Origin of the sequence: Rhizobium sp. NLR10b (assembly GCF_019685435.1) — a bacterium.
Lineage (GTDB): Bacteria > Pseudomonadota > Alphaproteobacteria > Rhizobiales > Rhizobiaceae > Rhizobium.
This window is the reverse complement of sequence record NZ_JABDWV010000005.1, coordinates 95,972-112,244: the sequence shown is the minus strand read 5'-3', so window position 1 is coordinate 112,244 and position 16,273 is coordinate 95,972. Positions and strand designations below refer to the sequence as shown.

Genomic DNA, 16,273 nt, shown 5'->3' with positions numbered 1-16,273 from the left:
CCCTCACCTGTCTTTCTTGCGGTACATCGAAAGCATGCGCTGCGTGACCAGGAAGCCGCCGAAGATGTTGACCGAAACCAGCACCAGGGCGACGAAGCCGAAGCCGGTCGCAAGTCCGCTTGTGGAGATGCCGACCGCCAGCAGCGCGCCGACGACGATGACCGAGGAGATCGCGTTAGTCACCGCCATCAGCGGCGTATGCAGCGCCGGCGTCACCGACCAGACGACGTAATAGCCGACGAAAATCGACAAGACGAAGATCGCCAGCTGAAAGACGAAGGGATCAATTGCCCCGCCCGTTGCCGCACTTGCCGCTTCCGGGGCATGCGCGGCTGCAGTGGCGACGGCCGTCACGGCGTCGTTTAACTGCTGCAGGGCTCTGTCCATTGCTTCGCTGGCCATCATATGTCTCCCTTCTTCGCGCCGAAGGCGGGATGAACCACGTCGCCGGCATAGGTCAGCATCGTTGCCTTGACGAGCTCGTCGTCGAGGTTGACGACGACCGCCTTCGTTTCCTTGTTGACCATCGTCTCGAGGAAGGTGACGAGGTTCTTGGCGTAAAGCGCCGAGGCGCTGGCCGCGACCCGGCCCGGCATATTCGCAAAGCCGATCACGCTGACGCCGTCGACGTCGGCGACCTCGCCGGCGACGACACCCTCGATATTGCCGCCGCGCTCGACCGCGAGGTCGACGGCGACCGCACCTGGCTTCATAGAGGAAAGCATGGCGCGCGAGACGAGCCGCGGCGCCGGCCGGCCGGGAATGAGAGCCGTGGTGATGACGATATCCTGCTTGGCGATATGTTCGGCGACGAGCGCCGCCTGCTTCGCCTGATAGTCTGCCGACATTTCCTTGGCATAACCGCCGGCCGTTTCCGCTGCCTTGAACTCCTCGTCCTCGACAGCGATGAATTTGGCGCCGAGCGAGGCAACCTGCTCCTTGGCGGCCGGGCGCACGTCGGTGGCCGAGACCGCAGCACCGAGGCGGCGCGCCGTCGCAATCGCCTGGAGGCCGGCAACGCCGGCGCCCATGACGAAGACCTTGGCGGCCGGCACCGTGCCTGCCGCCGTCATCATCATCGGCATGGCGCGATCATAGACCGCCGCGGCCTCGATGACGGCCTGGTAGCCGGCGAGATTGGCCTGAGAGGAGAGCACGTCCATCGACTGGGCGCGGGTGATGCGCGGCATCAGCTCCATGGCGAAAGCCGAAAGCCCGGCGCTCGCGAGTGCCGCAATCGCCTCCTCATTGCCGTAGGGGTCCATGATCGCGATGACGACGGCGCCGCTCTTATAACCCGCGATTTCCGATGGGCTCGGGCGGCGCACCTTCAGCACCACGTCGGCCGAGGCGGCATCGGCAAAACTGCCGATTCTCGCGCCGACGGCCTCGAACTCGGCGTCCGGAATGCGCGAAGCCGTACCGGCGCCGGCTTCGACGACGACATCGAAGCCGAAACTTTTCATCTTCTTCACGGTCTCGGCGGAAGCCGCGACTCGCGTCTCTCCGTCCGTGACTTCCTTTGCAACGAAAACAATATTGCCCAACTGCCCCCTCCTCCGGGTCAGCCAGACCGCCGCAGGCTCGCCTGCGCAGGCCAAGCACCTAGAGCAATTCCAGGAAAGTGCGAATCGGTTTTCCGTCCGGAATTGCGTAAATCCAAAATGTTAGAGCGGTTCTGCGCTTCGGTGAAAAGCTGAACCGCTCTAATTCACAAAGCTTCGGAGAAGCCTCCCCTCCCCTTAGAGCGCCGTGCGTCCCCCTCCGGACGCACAAAGACGCTGCAACTCCCTCAGTCGACACATCGTGTTTGCTGAAAGTCAATTGCGATTTTCAGGCCGATGCGCCAGCCGCGATCAGCGGAACAGGAAGATGCCGGCGGCGAGAAGAACGATGAAGACGAAGAGGCCACCGAGAAGGCCGGCGCCGCCGAAGAAACCGGCGGTCATCGCCAGCAGGAGAACGACGAGAAGCATCGTGCCGTATTTCGTGCCGGCAATGAACATGTTGTAGGTCTGCTCATGTTCCTTGTAATCCATCGGCGCGCCGGTCTCGACCGGTCCGGTATGATGTTCGGCCATAAATATCGTCTCCCTGAAATGCTTTTGCGCTGCCTGATTCCCTCTTACGCCGAGGGAAGTCCCTGCCTGCAGGAATTACACAATGACAGGCGAAAGCGCAATGCATGAGAATGCCGCAGCCGCGGTTCCAAACCACCTTCTTCCGCAAGGAAAAACGTGAGGGCGTCGGCTGCGGATTTTGTTACCGCTATATGACTTCTCCTCATTCGCAGAGCAGGAGAAATTACAGCGGCAGGTCGGTGCCGAATTCACCTTGCGGCACGAAGCGCGCCGTCGGGATGATGGTAAGCGGCGGCAGCGTATCGTGGGGAGTGCGCGAAAACATCATGCGCTGTTCGCTGGCGCTGGAGATGAAGAAAGGATAGCGCGTCAACAACTTGCGCCCCACCTCCACCACATTCGTCGCCATCAGCGTGACATCAACCCCGTAACTCTCCGCCAGTCGGCCGGGCACGATGGTATCGGCATAGAAGACCCGCTTGTAGAAGGCGGCATGCGGGGGCCGGACGGACTGAATAACGCGGTCAGCCCGGAAATACGCTGCCGCGACGATGGCAGGTCTCAGCGTCAGATAGGGAACCCATGGCATGTTGGCGGTGAGCTCCGGATCGGCTGCGAAACGCGCCGGGTCGATCAAGGTCAGCCCCGCGTCCAAAAGCTCATCCATCGCCTCGGGAAAGGCCTCTCCGGATCGGCTGATACGATGCTCCGGCGTCACATAATGAATTCGGATCGTACTGACCAGTTCGCCATAATAGTAGAGACCGAAGATATAAGCATGGCTGTCGAAATCGACATCGTCCAATAGGCCTTCCGGGGCAAGCGACAGCGCGCCGTGGGCCTTGTAGGCCTTGTAGCGCAGCCGCTCCACCTCCTCCATGTCTTCGCTGCTTTCGACACGGCGATATTCGACGTGATCGAGAATTTCCAAAATTTTCGTACTGAAATCACTACGCGTGAACAGTGTGTCTGACATATTTTGATCCACTCGTTAACGGATCATTAATCATATGCCCGCGAGATTTAGGCAAGGAAATCCGATAATTCGGACCATTTATAAAGTATTAAGGTTAACGGCGGGGGAGTGTGACAAGGAAAATAGGCGGCTGCCGAGTGCTCAGGCGACCTTGTTGCGGCGACGTTGGACGACGCGGCGGCCGACGCCCTGTTGCAGAAGCGGGATGTTCTGGGAAGGCACCGGCTGCGAGAAAACATAGCCCTGCACCAGATCGGTGCTGCGGTGTTTGTTGAGCAATGCGAGCTGCTCTTCGGTCTCAACCCCCTCGATGACGATCTTGAGGCCGAGTTCCCTAGCGAGGTTGACCGTGCCGCGCAAGAGCTTGAGGCGACGGGTATCCTCGACGATATTACGCACGAAAGAGCGGTCGATCTTGACGATATCGAGCGGCAGCGTGTCGAGATAGCTGAGGCTGGAGAAGCCGGTGCCGAAATCGTCGATCGCGATGGTGATGCCGCGGGCTCTGAGTTCCGCCAGGATGGCGCGCACAGCCTGCGGCTCGTCGATCAGGCAGCTTTCGGTGACTTCGAGATGCAGCCGCGCCGCGTCGAGCCCGGAATTGGCAAGCGCGTCGGCGACCACCGACAGAATGTCGGCATCGCGCAAATCCCGTGCCGAGAGGTTGACCGAGACGGCGATGTGCTCCGGCCAGGTCATGCATTCGCTGCAGGCCTTGAACAGCACGAAACGGGTGATGTCGGAGATGATGCCCATATCCTCGGCGAGCCGGATGAAGACATCAGGCGGAATTGAACCCTTCTCCGGATGCACCCAGCGCGCCAGCGCCTCGGCGCATTCGATGCGCGAGCCGTCAGACCGGAACATTGGCTGAAAGACGAGATGCAGCGCCTGCGCCGTGACCGCCTCGCGAAGGTCTGCTTTCAGCTTCTGCTGCTCGATATAGCGCCCGTCCATCTCGCGTTCGAAGCCCGATATACCGCCCCTGAAGCGCGACTTGCTCTCGAACAGCGCAAGATCCGCCTTGACGCTCCATTCGTCCATCGCAAAAGCGGAACTTTCGAGAATGGCGTAACCAGCACTGAGCGAAATGAGGAAGGTCAGTTCATCGACCTCAAAATGGCCTTGGATCGCAGCGTGCACGCGACGGATCTCGAGGTCGAGTGAGGCTGGCTCCTTCGCATGCGGGAAGAACAGGATGAACTGGTCGCCCATCAGCCGGCCGAGGATGGCGTTGCCACAGACCTGTTTGATGCGGGCGGCGATGGCGCAAAGCAGATGGTCGCCGGTGACGTGACCGCGCATGTCGTTGACATGTTTGAACTCGTCGATATCGAGCACCATAAAGCCAAGCGGCCCCGATTTCCTCGGATGTTTGGCGAGATACTCCTGCACCAGCTGGCCGAAATATTCGCGGTTCGGCAGGCCGGTCAGCGCATCGAAGCGGACCATGTGCATGATCTTCTGCTCGGCTTTCACACGGCTGGATACGTCTTCGAAGATCAGCACTGCGCCGCCGTCAGCCCTGCGGCTGGCGGAGAATTCGAGCGACAGGCTCTCGGGAAAATGAATGAGCGTGCGCGACAGGTTGCCTTCGGCCACCTGGGTGAGCTGGCGCAGAATGAGCTCCGGCTGTGAGGCGTCCATGAAGCTGTAGCGTGCGCCATAGCGCAGCACGGCGCCAAGATCGCGGTCCTTCAACCGCTCCGGCGCGCCGATTTTCAACAGTTCGCAGGCCTTGCGGTTGACGACCTGGATGCGGTTTTCGGCATCGACCATCACGAGGCCATGCGGCATGTTGTTGAGCGCCGTGTCGAAACGGTCGGCGATGATGGTGATTTCCCGGCGCGCGATAACATTCTCATACAGAAACTCGCGCACGCCGTTCGCCATCGCCCGCGTCGTCAGCCAGAACGGGATGAGAAAGATCGACAGCACGCCGCGATAGAAGTCCAGCGCCAGCAGGCTGCCGACGATCATCGGCAGGCAGCAGAAGGCCGTCTGGAGGTCGACCGCGAAACGCGAGCCGTAGTTGCGCCCGACAACGGAAACCATGGTCGCCATGGTGACGGAAATGCAGGCAAGCTCCGCAAAGGAATCGTGCACGACGAAGATAGCGTAGCCGCTGGCGATGCCGAGGAGTGCGGTGGTGCAGGATCCGGAGGCAACAAGAATCCTCTCCCAACGTTCGATCCCGGCGCGCGACAGGCTCTGCTTGTCGATACGATCGAACTGCCGGAAGATGGCCATGCGAGCGCTGAAGACCAGAAGGAAGGCGACCGACAGCAGGATGTAGATGGAGTACTGTGTCTTGGCAGCCACTGCAAGGCACGTGGCGACATGGACGATCACGCCGACAAGAAGCGTCATGCGGTTCCCGGAAAGGGAGCTCACAAACGACAAATACACATCAATAGGGACCCTGTTCGGGTTATCTGGCTTCATCCACACTTTCCCTGTGCGCGGGGATTCTAAGCCCAACCCTTTAAAAATTGATTTCAATCGAATCAAACATTTGGTCAAATTTTCTAAAACCAACGGATGAACACCACAGCTTACGCGAGATAATGCATCCTGCTGGCGAGAACTGGAAAATAATTTATCCACGCCTGGGTTGTTAAAACATCGGCGAACCATACAGGCCGCCCGTTGCGACTTAGACTATGCTCTAACGCGAAGCATTTATCCTTCCAATTTCAAAAGCCGTGGTCTACACCGATTCCAAAGAGGGAAAGCTGCCGAAAAATGGCAGGACAAGAACAAGGGAAACGAATGTCGAGACTTCTGGCGGCAAGCCGGCTGATTGATTCGGTCAGTCGGATCATGGGCAAACTTTCCGAATATATGGTCCTGTTCTGCTGTCTCATCAGCGCCGGTAATGCCATCGTCCGCTACACCTTCAACTACAGCTCGAACGGTTGGCTTGAGATCCAGTGGTACCTCTTCGCCTTCGTCGTCATGCTCGGCGCCTCGCATGCGCTGCGCAACAATGAGCACGTTCGTGTTGACCTGATTTATGGCGCAGTGTCCGACAAGGCGAAGATCTGGATCGACATCGTCGGCCTCATCCTGTTCCTCATTCCCGTCTGCGTGTTCCTCACCTGGCTCTGCTGGCCCTTCTTCGCGCTTTCCTATCGGCAGGGAGAAATATCGGGCAATGCCGGTGGGCTGATCCGCTGGCCCGTCAAGCTGATCCTCGTCGCCGGCTTCGCGCTGCTTTCCCTCCAGGGCGTTTCCGAGCTGATCAAACGGATCGCGGCGCTGACCGGCCACATCAGCATCGACACCAAATACGAAAAGCCGCTGCAGTAGCGCTCCCGGGAGGAACGGATTTGTTTGATTTCGGCATCATTCCGCCGGCCATGTTCCTGGGCATGGTCATCTTCATGCTCTATGGCTTTCCGGTCGCCTTTTCACTCGCCGCCGTCGGCCTGTTCTTCGGCATCATCGGCATCGTCACCGGTCATTTCAGCGAAGCCTTTCTGCAAGCGCTGCCGCTGCGCTTTTTCGGCATCGTCTCCAACGACCTCTTGCTCGCCATTCCCTTCTTCACCTTCATGGGGGCGATATTAGAACGCTGCGGCCTTGCCGAGGATCTGCTCGCAGGCACCGGCAAGCTCTTCGGCGGCGTTCCCGGCGGCCTCGCCTATGCGGTCATCCTCGTCGGCGCCGTGCTCGGCGCCATCACCGGCACGGTAGCCGCCTCCGTCATTACCATGGGGGTGATCTCGCTGCCGATCATGCTGCGTTATGGCTACAGCCCGCGCCTTGCCACCGGCGTCATTGCCGCTTCGGGTACAATCACCCAGGTGATCCCGCCCTCGCTCGTGCTCGTCGTCCTCGCCGACCAGCTCGGCAGATCGGTCGGCGACATGTATCTCGGCGCCATCGGCCCCTCGATCCTGCAGGTGACGATTTTCGTGCTCTTCATCCTGGTGATGTCGATCATCCAGCCGAAATCGATGCCGCCGCTGCCGAAAGAGGTGCGCGGTGACTTCAACTGGGCGCTTTTAGCGAGGGTGCTGATGGGCATGGTGCCCTCGATCGTGCTGATCTTTCTCGTGCTCGGTACGATCTTCATGGGTCTTGCGACGCCGACGGAAGCCGGCGCGCTCGGCGTCGTCGGCGCCATGGCCCTGGCAGCCATGAACCGCCGTCTTACCTGGCCGCTGATCCGCGAAGCAATGACATCGACCACCCATATTACGTCGATGGTGGTGATGATCCTGATCGGCTCCACCTGCTTCAGCCTGGTCTTCCAGGGCATGGATGGTTCGCGCTGGATCGAGCACATGCTGTCGGGGATTCCCGGCGGCCCGGTCGGTTTCCTGATCTTCGTCAACATCTTCATCTTCGTGCTCGCCTTCTTTCTCGATTTCTTCGAGATTGCCTTCATCGTCATCCCGATGCTCGCCCCCGTAGCCTCCAGTCTTGGGATCGACCTGATCTGGTTCGGCGTGCTGATCTGCGTCAACATGCAGACCAGCTTCATGCATCCGCCCTTCGGCTTTGCGCTCTTCTACCTCCGCTCGATCGCCAGCAAGGACGTCAAGACCTCGGATATCTACATGGGCGCCCTTCCCTGGGTCGGCATGCAGATCATCCTCGTGGCGATCGTGATTTTCTGGCCGCAGTCGGTCACCTACTGGCTGGATCATGGCCCCAAGGTCGATCCGAACTCGATCAAGATCGAAGTCCCCGGCTTCGGCGGCCAGCTCGGCCTGCCGCCGGTGGGCGGCGGGAGCAACGGCTCGCCGCAGAATCCGGGCCTGACCCTGCCGCCGCTGAACGGCCTGCCGGTCGCCCCGCCGGCGCCAGCCAAATAGCCAAACAAAAACAAACCCCGGATCAATGATCCGGGGTTTTTCTTGCATTCGCCTAAAGCGTCGATGTCGGTCGTGGAAAGCCTAAAGCTTCCCGGCCCGCTGCTGGATCATCATGAATGTATCGAAGGTGTATTCCGAAAGCTGCATCCAGAGATAGGCGTCGCGCTTGAAGGCGGTCTGGTCCTCGTAGATCTTCTTGAAATACTGGTTGTTGGCCGAAATTTCGCCGTAGATGCCCATTGCCGCCTGGAAGCAGGCTTCCATGATCTCCTGGCTGAACGGGCGCAACGTCGCACCCTCCGCAACGAGCTGTTTCAGCGCCGTCGGATTCTTCATGTCGTATTTCGCCAGCATGTTGGTGTTGGCGAAGGCGCAGGCGTCGGCGAGCGCTGCCTGATAGTGCTTCGGCAGGTTGCTCCACTTTTCCAGGTTGAAGAAGGCGTGCACCGTCGGGCCACCTTCCCACCAGCCCGGGTAATAGTAGTATTTCGCCACCTTGTGGAAGCCGAGCTTCAGGTCGTCATAGGGACCGACGAACTCGGCCGCATCGATCGTGCCCTTTTCGAGCGCCGGGTAGATGTCGCCGCCGGCGATCTGCTGCGGGACGACGCCGACCTTCTCCATGATGCGTCCGGCAAGGCCGGCAATGCGCATCTTCACACCCTTCAGATCGTCAAGCGTATTGATCTCCTTGCGGAACCAGCCGCCCATCTGCGCGCCGGTATTGCCGGCCGGCAGGGCATACATGCCCTGTGTGGCGTAGAACTCGTTCATCAGCGTATTGCCATTGCCCTCGTAGAACCAGGCATTGGTCAGGCGGCTGTTCAATCCAAACGGGATGGCTGTTCCGAAGGCATAGGCCGGATCCTTGCCGACGAAATAATAGGAGGTGGTGTGTGCTGCCTCGACGGTCCCTGCGGCCACCGCATCGACAGCCTGCAGGCCCGGCACGACTTCACCGGCCGCGAAAGGCTGGATCGTGAAATTACCGTCGGTGGCGGCGGCAACATGCTTGGCGATGTCTTCCGCACCGCCATAGATCGTGTCCAGGCTCTTCGGAAACGATGACGTCATACGCCATGCGATCTTCGGATTTTCCTGCGCGATCGCAGGCGCTGCCAGCGCCGTTGCGGCAACCGCTCCGGCGCCGGCGGTTCCCGCCTTCTTGAAAAACGAACGACGATCCATCAAAAAACCTCCCGTATAGATGGCACTGCGCGGCCAATCCATCCCTACCCGCAGCGAGGGCAGAGCTAAGCATGGAGGGGGCCGCGATTCAAGCTTTAGTCTATTAGCCTTTGGCATCAGGATAGCAATAGGGAGCGCGCGCGGCGCCCATCAAAATCAGCAGCTTAGCGCGGGCGCCGGAACCGCGACGCCGTTTGCGGCGCAATTGGTCGTCGGACAAAGCCAGGCGTTGACATCACCACCGTTCTGGCGGCAAAAACGACGAGCAGAAGATTTTACCGGTGCAAAGATGACGAAACCGATCATTGCCATTCCTGCCGATATCCGCAGCTTCGACGGCGCGACCTGGCATGCCGTACAGCATCAATATCTCAGTGCCGCATTGAATGCGGCCGGCGTCATGGCCTTCGTGATCCCCGCCTTCGAGGCAGGCTATGATCCCGACGCGGTGCTCGACCGCGTCGATGGTCTGCTGGTATCAGGCTCGGCCAGCAATGTGCATCCCTCGCTTTACGGCGCCGAGGCGACCGACCGGGACGGCCCCTTCGACCCGGCGCGCGACGCCACCAGCCTGCCGCTCATTCGCCGCGCCATCGACCGCGCCATCCCACTGCTTGCCATCTGCCGCGGCATTCAGGAACTGAACGTCGCTCTCGGCGGCTCGCTGGCAAGCGAGATCCATGAGCAGCCCGGCATCTGGGACCATCGCCGGCCGGAGGGCGTCGACCGTGACGGCATGTATGCCATCCGCCAGACCGTCCATGTCAAGGAAGGCTCCTGCATATCAGGCATTCTCGGCCCGGGCGATATCCGCGTGAATTCGCTGCATCGCCAGGCGATCGCCAGAACCGCACCGCGCCTGCAGGTGGAAGCCACCGCCGAAGACGGCACGGTGGAGGCAGTATCCGTTATCGATGCCCGGGCCTTCGCCGTCGGCGTACAATGGCATCCGGAATATTGGGCCGAAACCGACAAGGCGTCGAACAAGCTGTTTGCCGCCTTCGGCGACGCCGTCCGCAGCTACGCCGCCAGAAAACTGGCGGTTGTCGCCGCGCAGGCGATCGCCTAGCGCATCGGCCGACCGTCGGTGCCGATTTCCGGAAAGCACGAGCGTCCTTTGTGCGTCCTCAAGCACGCATGGTATCTCAGAGGCAGCCGAGCTCAGTCTCGCTTCGCCTTTTGCGGTGTCTCCGGCACCGGCGTCAGCGCCGCCCCCACCTCGAACCAGGCGACGAGATTGTCGGCGACCAGATCGGCCATTGCCATGCGCGTGGGCACGGAGGCCGAAGCAACGTGCGGCAGCAGCACGGCATTGGCCGCTTCCAGCAGGCCGGATGGGACGCTCGGCTCTTCGTAAAAGACGTCGAGGCCGGCCGCACCGAGCGCGCCTGATGCGAGGGCGGCACTCAGCGCCTCTTCGTCAACCGTCCAGCCGCGGCCGACATTGACGAGAATTCCGTTCGGACCGAGAGCGGCCAGGATATCGGCATCGATCGTCTTATGCGTCTGCGGCGTTTTCGGAACGATGGCGATCAGCGTGTCCACCGCCTCCGCCAATCCCTTCAACGTCGGGTGATAATCATACGGTGCATCCGGATGGCGCGAACGCGTGTGATAACTGATCTTCACCTTGAACGGCTCCAGCCGTTTAGCGATCTCGACGCCGATGCGGCCAAGGCCGTAGAGCCCGACATGACGGCCCTTGAGCGAAAAGCGTGACAGCGGATAAGCCGTGCCCGGCTTCCAATTGCCCTGACGCAGCCAGGCTTCGGCCCGCGGCAGCTCGCGAATGGTGTTCAGGAGCAGGCCGATCGCCGTATCAGCAACCTCGTCGTTCAGAACGTCTGGCGTATTGGTGACCACGATACCCTTTTCCGCCGCACGCTTCACATCGATGCCGTCATAACCGACGCCGAAACTGGCGATCACCTCGACGTCAGGCAACTGGTCCATCCAGGCGCCGGGAAAAGCGCCGGAGACGGCGACGCCGCGGATGCGGCCGGCGGTGTCGCTGTCGAGCGCTAGCTTTTCCTCGCGGGTGACAGCGATGATCTCAAAACGATCCTTCAGCCTTTCGAGAACACGCTCGTGTATCTTCCCAGGAACGAGAATGGCGATGCGGGACATGGCTTTTCCTCTTGGACGGGGGCTGGTTCAGGCGCGGGGCCGATGGGGACTGGTCGACTGGCGGATGCGCATTTCCGGCTTGATGAGATGCATGCCATCCGGTTCGTGGCTGCCGGCAAGACGATCGAGAAGCGCGCGCGCAGCCAGGCGGCCGACTTCGGTCTGGCCGTTCCAGACGGTTGTCAGCGCCGGCGTGGCGATCGAGGCCTCCTCGAGATCGTCATAACCGGTAACGGAAATATCCCGGCCCGGCACCAGGCCGGCGCGGGCAATGCCGTTCATCAGACCAATCGCGACGAGGTCGTTCCAGCAGACGGCCGCCGTCGGTTTCTGCGGCAGCGAGAGGAAATGTACCGCCGCCTCGAAACCGCCCTGCTTCGAGCGGGGCCCGGGAATGCGCAGGTTCGGATCGACTTCGATGCCCGCCTTGCGCAGGGCATTGACATAGCCCTGGTAGCGGTCGCGGCCGGTGGATGTCTGGTCCGTACCGCCGATCATGGCGATTGAGCGGTGACCGAGACCGATCAGGTGGTTGGTGGCGAGCGAGATGCCATAGCTGTCGTCACCGCGATAGGTCGGCAGCTCCAGACCGTCCATCGAGCGGGCGACCAGGATCGCCGGCATGCCGTTCTCTTCCGCCAGTTGCAGATCTTCCGGCGGCGTACCGATTGCTGGAGACATGATGACGCCGTCGCCGCCGAGCTGCAGCAGCGTCTCGATGAAGGTGCGCTGCTTTTCGACATTGTCGTAATGGTTGGAAAGAATGAAGGTGTGACGGCTGCGATCGAGCTCGCTTTCGATCGCCTTCAGAATCTCCCCGTAAAATGGGTTCATGATATCGTGGACGACGACGCCGATGATGCCCGAGCGCGAGGTGCGCAGGCTGGCGGCGCGGCGATTGTAGATATAGCCGAGCGCGCGCGCCTGCTCCTTGATCTTCTCCCGCGTATTGCCGGCGACGAGCGGACTGTCGCGCAAGGCGAGCGACACGGTCGCCGTTGAGATGCCGAGCGTCTCGGCGATTGTCGAAAGCTTGATCTTCTGGACCACGTGTCCTCCTCCAGGCAGCACGCAAGGCAGCAAGAGACCACGCCGGAAACGGCGCCGCCCTTAAAATGTTTAATTAAAAGATTTAACCGGCGGAGGCAATTCGTCTTTCAGGGGAAATTTCAGTCTTCGTCCGGCTCTTCGATGGCCTGCGCCTCGGCCTGCAGATTGGCGTCGATCGCCTTCAGCAGACGAACCAGATTGCGGATTTCCTTTTCTGAAAATTCCTGCGTCGCCAGCCTGTCGCAGGCCGAGGCCGCCATCTCGATCGCCCGCACGCTGTCACGGCCGAGCGCAGTGAGATAGACCTTGGTGAGGCGTGCATCCTCGGCATCGGGCTTGCGCTCGAGAAACCCCTGCGCCTCCATGCGACCGATTGTGCGCGTCATCGTCGGCGCTTTCACGCCGAGCTTTTGCGCAAGACCGCCCGCTGTCATGCCGTCGCTCTCGGCAAGCGAGAGAATGACGCCGTCCTGGCCGGCATAAAGACCGCTTTCGAACAGGTTGCGCGAGAGCACCGTGCGCATGGAACGGGCCGCCTGGGTGAGCGCCGGAGAAAGATCGACGAGCGTGTACTCCGTCTGGTCCTTCTTCTTGGACTTGCTCTTCTTGCCGTCCTTGTGCTTCTTTCCCATAGCCATCCCTTTGATCTTTAAGCCCCGACGCCACTGCGCTATGACATTGCCCATGATCTCGTCATAAACAAGAGGCAACGACCGGATGATGACGCCTTCGCCCCGTTTCGAGGACAGCGGCTCGGTCTGCGCCCCTGCCGGGCGCCATCCGATCGCCGTACTGCCGCTTGGCGCCCACGAGCAGCACGGCCCTCACTTGCCCTTCGAAACGGACACGCTGATTGCCGAAGGCATCGCCGGACGATTGAAGATGGCCCTGCCCGCCGGCCTACCCGTTACCTTCCTGCCCGCCGAATCGGTCGGATATTCCATAGAGCATACGGATGTTGAAGGAACGAAGACGCTCGCCTTCGAAGAAGCGGTCAACCGCTGGCTCGGCATTGCCGAAGGGTTGGCGAAGAGAGACATTCGCAAATTCGTGATGCTGAACGCCCATGGCGGCAATTCGCCTCTGATATCAGTCGTCGCGACCGAGGCGCGGGTCCGCTTTGCCATGCTGGCGGTAGCGACGAGCTGGACCCGCTTCGGCCTGCCGGATGGCGTGATCCCACTGGCAGAAAAGGCGATCGGCATCCATGGCGGCGATATCGAGACCTCGGTGATGCTGGCGCTTCACCCCGACAAGGTAGACATGGCAAAGGCTGAGGATTTTCCCTCGCGGCAGACGGAATTCGCCACCCGCTTCAAGCACCTGCGCGCCTACGGCCCGCATGCCTTCGGCTGGAAGATGTCGGATATCAATGAACAAGGCGTGGCGGGCAATGCCGCGGCTGCGACGGCTGAAAAGGGCGAGGCGCTGATTGCCCATGCGGTGAAGGGGTTGGTGGAATTGTTGGAGGATGTCGATGCCTTCGACGTCAGCGCACTGAGTTGAAGAGGGATCATCCGCATCGGCCGGCAACGTGATCTTATAACATATAAAATCCTTTGAACTGCCGTGCCCATGCCATTATATGAGACCAACCGTTCAAGCGGCCGATCCCTAGCCGCTCGGCCGTACGCCTAATTTAGAGGTTCTCATGACCGACGCGATCTCCACCCAGAAGCCTATTCCCGTCACTGTGCTCACCGGTTATCTCGGTGCGGGAAAGACGACCTTGCTCAACCGCATCCTCTCCGAAAACCACGGCAAGAAATACGCGGTCATCGTCAACGAGTTCGGCGAAATCGGCATCGACAACGACCTGATCGTCGAGTCGGATGAAGAAATCTACGAGATGAACAACGGCTGCGTCTGTTGCACGGTGCGCGGCGACCTGATCCGTGTCGTCGAGGGCCTAATGCGCCGCCCCGGCCGTTTCGACGGCATCATCGTCGAGACGACAGGTCTCGCCGATCCGGTACCGGTCGCCCAGACCTTCTTCATGGACGACGACGTTCGCGCCAAGACCGAGCTCGACGCCGTCATCGCCCTCGTCGACGCCAAGCACCTGCCGCTGCGCCTGAAGGACAGCCGTGAGGCCGAAGACCAGATCGCCTTCGCCGACGTCGTCGTCATCAACAAGAGCGACCTCGTTACCCCGGAAGAGCTCGATGTGATCGAAGACATCGTCCGCGCCATCAACCCGGCCGCCCGCGTCTACAAGACCAGCCGCTCCGGCGTCGATCTCGCCCGCGTGCTCGATCAGGGCGCCTTCAACCTGGAGCGCGCGCTCGAAAACGATCCGCATTTCCTGGAACACGGCCATGACGACCACGTCTGCGGCCCGGATTGCGATCATGATCACGACCACCACCATCACGATCATGGCCATGATCACGACCATCACCATCATGGTGCGATGTCGGCGATCCATGATGTGACGGTGCAGTCGGTGTCGCTGCGCGGCGGCGAGATGAATCCGGAGCGCTTCTTCCCGTGGATTCAGAAAGTCACCCAGGTGCAAGGCCCGAACATTCTTCGCCTCAAGGGCATCATCGCATTCAAGGACGATCCCCAGCGTTACGTCGTCCAGGGCGTACACATGATCATCGAGGGTGATCACCAGCGTCCGTGGAAGGATGGCGAGAAGCATGAAAGCCGTCTCGTCTTCATCGGCCGCGATCTCGACCGCGAAAAACTCGAGGCTTCCTTCAAGGCCTGCGAGGCAGCCGCCTGATGCCGACAGTTGCGCCGCTTGATCTCGACGGCCACGTTCTGGCCGTCGAATTTTTGGGTGATGTCCCCTTCTTCGCAAGCGCAAACGGTACGTTTCACCGGCTGGATGGCGGCGAGAAGGTTTCAGAGGCCCATCAGGGCATGCTCACCGCGATCCGCGATCCCTACAGCGAAAGCCTGATCTCCGGCGGCGAGGATGGCAAGGTCCTGCGCATCGCCGCCGACGGCAGCGTCAGCGAGCTCGCGACCGCGCCGCGCAAGTGGATTTCTCAGGTCGCGGCCGGCCCGCAAGGCGCCATCGCCTATTCCTACGGCAAGAGTTCGCTCGTGCGTCTTGCCGACGGCACGACCAAGGAATTCGCTGAGGAGCGCACCGTCGAAGGAATCGCCTTCGCGCCGAAGGGTCTGCGCATCGCCGCCGCCCGTTACAATGGCGTGTCGCTCCACTGGGTCGGCATGAGCGCCAAACCGGTCGATCTCGAATGGAAGGGTGCGCATACCGGCGTGACCTTCTCGCCTGACGGCAATTTCCTCGTCACCTCGATGCAGGAAAACGCCTTGCATGGCTGGAAGCTCGACAGCAAACCCGGCGCGGAAGCCCGGCACATGCGCATGACCGGCTACCCCTCCAAGGTGAAATCCCTCTCCTGGTCGGTCAAGGGCAAATGGCTCGCCTCCTCGGGCGCGCCGGCGGCCATCGTCTGGCCGTTCCAGGGCAAGGACGGGCCGATGGGAAAGGCGCCGCTGGAGCTCGGCACTCGCGCCAACATCATGGCGACGTCGGTGAAGTTCCATCCGCTGGAGGATATCCTTGCCATCGGCTTCGTCGATGGGATGATCCTGGCTGTGCGCATCGCCGACAGCAAGGAAGCGCTGCTTCGCCGCCCCGGCAAGGGCGCGATCACGGCGATGAGCTGGAGCAGGGACGGCAAGCTGCTTGCGTTCGCCTCGGAAGCCGGCGATTGCGGTGTCGTCGACATTTCGGCATGAGGCTGCGTTACCCGCAATGGCCGATGCCTTGACGGAACCTAAAATCGTCGCACTTGGCGCCGACCAACTACGAGCGGCGGTAAGGATTCGGCCTGTCACTCTGTGGGAGCCGCTGCCCGCTGCAGACGCCTGGGAAAGAAGAGCCTGACGTGCTCTTTCATTCGCGCGCCGGCTTCCGAAGCCGACGCCTGCCTGAACGAACTGGCTAGAAGATCGGATGCCAAGGCTTTAGAATATCGGGCTTGCCACTGTCTTGGCCAGAGGAAACATAAAAATCCGCGCAGCGATCACCTGGGCGTGACGGA

The 16,273-nt window shown here is 61.0% G+C and carries 15 protein-coding genes; 6 read left to right on the top strand and 9 right to left on the bottom strand.

The window, feature by feature from the left end; translation table 11 throughout:
• Nucleotides 1–3: 3 nt before the first annotated feature.
• From HJB91_RS09525 to HJB91_RS09505, 5 genes are all read right to left on the bottom strand, one after another.
• Nucleotides 4–402 carry a proton-translocating transhydrogenase family protein gene (locus HJB91_RS09525; protein WP_003582338.1) on the bottom strand — a complete coding sequence of 133 codons (399 nt, stop codon included), beginning with the start codon at nucleotides 400–402 and terminating at the stop codon, nucleotides 4–6.
• Nucleotides 402–1,547, bottom strand: a complete 1,146-nt coding sequence (locus HJB91_RS09520) for a Re/Si-specific NAD(P)(+) transhydrogenase subunit alpha (protein WP_221154523.1) — start codon at nucleotides 1,545–1,547, stop codon at nucleotides 402–404. Before HJB91_RS09520 ends, HJB91_RS09525 begins: the two co-directional genes overlap by 1 nt.
• 309 nt (nucleotides 1,548–1,856) lie before the next feature.
• Nucleotides 1,857–2,081 (bottom strand): aa3-type cytochrome c oxidase subunit IV, encoded by a 225-nt coding sequence (locus HJB91_RS09515; RefSeq protein ID WP_011426827.1) that lies wholly within the window; start codon nucleotides 2,079–2,081, stop codon nucleotides 1,857–1,859.
• 223 nt (nucleotides 2,082–2,304) lie between these two features.
• Nucleotides 2,305–3,057, bottom strand: coding sequence for an N-acyl amino acid synthase FeeM domain-containing protein (locus HJB91_RS09510; RefSeq protein ID WP_210629816.1), 753 nt, complete (start codon nucleotides 3,055–3,057; stop codon nucleotides 2,305–2,307).
• A gap of 141 nt (nucleotides 3,058–3,198) precedes the next feature.
• Nucleotides 3,199–5,502 carry a bifunctional diguanylate cyclase/phosphodiesterase gene (locus tag HJB91_RS09505; protein ID WP_210629815.1) on the bottom strand — a complete coding sequence of 768 codons (2,304 nt, stop codon included), beginning with the start codon at nucleotides 5,500–5,502 and terminating at the stop codon, nucleotides 3,199–3,201.
• Between the two features lie 327 nt (nucleotides 5,503–5,829).
• On the opposite strand from HJB91_RS09505, the gene HJB91_RS09500 reads away from it, so the two are divergent.
• Both HJB91_RS09500 and HJB91_RS09495 read left to right on the top strand, forming a co-directional pair.
• Nucleotides 5,830–6,369, top strand: coding sequence for a TRAP transporter small permease subunit (locus tag HJB91_RS09500; RefSeq protein WP_210629814.1), 540 nt, complete (start codon nucleotides 5,830–5,832; stop codon nucleotides 6,367–6,369).
• Nucleotides 6,370–6,389: 20 nt separating this feature from the next.
• Complete coding sequence (locus tag HJB91_RS09495) at nucleotides 6,390–7,883, top strand: TRAP transporter large permease subunit (protein ID WP_221154518.1); 1,494 nt, start codon at nucleotides 6,390–6,392, stop codon at nucleotides 7,881–7,883.
• 81 nt (nucleotides 7,884–7,964) lie between these two features.
• Here the strand turns inward: HJB91_RS09495 and HJB91_RS09490 are convergent, their stop codons facing one another.
• A complete protein-coding gene (locus HJB91_RS09490; protein WP_210629812.1) occupies nucleotides 7,965–9,071 on the bottom strand; it encodes a TRAP transporter substrate-binding protein in 1,107 nt (368 codons plus the stop codon).
• A 289-nt stretch (nucleotides 9,072–9,360) separates the two neighbouring features.
• Between HJB91_RS09490 and HJB91_RS09485 the strand changes: the two genes are divergently transcribed.
• Nucleotides 9,361–10,140 carry a gamma-glutamyl-gamma-aminobutyrate hydrolase family protein gene (locus tag HJB91_RS09485; protein ID WP_210629811.1) on the top strand — a complete coding sequence of 260 codons (780 nt, stop codon included), beginning with the start codon at nucleotides 9,361–9,363 and terminating at the stop codon, nucleotides 10,138–10,140.
• Between the two features lie 92 nt (nucleotides 10,141–10,232).
• On the opposite strand, the gene HJB91_RS09480 is transcribed toward HJB91_RS09485, so the two are convergent.
• From HJB91_RS09480 to HJB91_RS09470, 3 genes are all read right to left on the bottom strand, one after another.
• Complete coding sequence (locus HJB91_RS09480) at nucleotides 10,233–11,198, bottom strand: 2-hydroxyacid dehydrogenase (protein WP_210629810.1); 966 nt, start codon at nucleotides 11,196–11,198, stop codon at nucleotides 10,233–10,235.
• Nucleotides 11,199–11,225: 27 nt separating this feature from the next.
• Nucleotides 11,226–12,248, bottom strand: coding sequence for a LacI family DNA-binding transcriptional regulator (locus HJB91_RS09475; protein ID WP_020922290.1), 1,023 nt, complete (start codon nucleotides 12,246–12,248; stop codon nucleotides 11,226–11,228).
• Between the two features lie 119 nt (nucleotides 12,249–12,367).
• Entirely contained in the window at nucleotides 12,368–12,880 is a 513-nt protein-coding gene (locus HJB91_RS09470; RefSeq protein WP_210629809.1) for a MarR family winged helix-turn-helix transcriptional regulator, read from the bottom strand.
• 85 nt (nucleotides 12,881–12,965) lie between these two features.
• Between HJB91_RS09470 and HJB91_RS09465 the strand changes: the two genes are divergently transcribed.
• The 3 genes from HJB91_RS09465 to HJB91_RS09455 all read left to right on the top strand — a co-directional run bounded on the left by HJB91_RS09465 (nucleotide 12,966) and on the right by HJB91_RS09455 (nucleotide 15,968).
• A complete protein-coding gene (locus HJB91_RS09465; protein WP_221146388.1) occupies nucleotides 12,966–13,754 on the top strand; it encodes a creatininase family protein in 789 nt (262 codons plus the stop codon).
• Nucleotides 13,755–13,899: 145 nt separating this feature from the next.
• Complete coding sequence (locus HJB91_RS09460; protein WP_221146387.1) at nucleotides 13,900–14,979, top strand: GTP-binding protein; 1,080 nt, start codon at nucleotides 13,900–13,902, stop codon at nucleotides 14,977–14,979.
• Nucleotides 14,979–15,968, top strand: coding sequence for a WD40 repeat domain-containing protein (locus HJB91_RS09455; RefSeq protein WP_221154517.1), 990 nt, complete (start codon nucleotides 14,979–14,981; stop codon nucleotides 15,966–15,968). The genes HJB91_RS09460 and HJB91_RS09455 overlap by 1 nt, the downstream gene beginning before the upstream one ends.
• Nucleotides 15,969–16,273: the final 305 nt, after the last annotated feature.

What these genes read in the sequence shown, in the direction of transcription:
- HJB91_RS09465 (WP_221146388.1), top strand. Translation starts at nt 12,966, where the DNA reads ATGATGACGCCTTCGCCCCGTTTCGAGGACAGCGGCTCGGTCTGCGCC.
- HJB91_RS09510 (WP_210629816.1), bottom strand. Translation starts at nt 3,057, where the DNA reads ATGTCAGACACACTGTTCACGCGTAGTGATTTCAGTACGAAAATTTTG.
- HJB91_RS09485 (WP_210629811.1), top strand. Translation starts at nt 9,361, where the DNA reads ATGACGAAACCGATCATTGCCATTCCTGCCGATATCCGCAGCTTCGAC.
- HJB91_RS09460 (WP_221146387.1), top strand. Translation starts at nt 13,900, where the DNA reads ATGACCGACGCGATCTCCACCCAGAAGCCTATTCCCGTCACTGTGCTC.
- HJB91_RS09455 (WP_221154517.1), top strand. Translation starts at nt 14,979, where the DNA reads ATGCCGACAGTTGCGCCGCTTGATCTCGACGGCCACGTTCTGGCCGTC.
- HJB91_RS09515 (WP_011426827.1), bottom strand. Translation starts at nt 2,081, where the DNA reads ATGGCCGAACATCATACCGGACCGGTCGAGACCGGCGCGCCGATGGAT.
- HJB91_RS09500 (WP_210629814.1), top strand. Translation starts at nt 5,830, where the DNA reads ATGTCGAGACTTCTGGCGGCAAGCCGGCTGATTGATTCGGTCAGTCGG.
- HJB91_RS09490 (WP_210629812.1), bottom strand. Translation starts at nt 9,071, where the DNA reads ATGGATCGTCGTTCGTTTTTCAAGAAGGCGGGAACCGCCGGCGCCGGA.
- HJB91_RS09525 (WP_003582338.1), bottom strand. Translation starts at nt 402, where the DNA reads ATGGCCAGCGAAGCAATGGACAGAGCCCTGCAGCAGTTAAACGACGCC.
- HJB91_RS09470 (WP_210629809.1), bottom strand. Translation starts at nt 12,880, where the DNA reads ATGGGAAAGAAGCACAAGGACGGCAAGAAGAGCAAGTCCAAGAAGAAG.
- HJB91_RS09505 (WP_210629815.1), bottom strand. Translation starts at nt 5,502, where the DNA reads ATGAAGCCAGATAACCCGAACAGGGTCCCTATTGATGTGTATTTGTCG.
- HJB91_RS09480 (WP_210629810.1), bottom strand. Translation starts at nt 11,198, where the DNA reads ATGTCCCGCATCGCCATTCTCGTTCCTGGGAAGATACACGAGCGTGTT.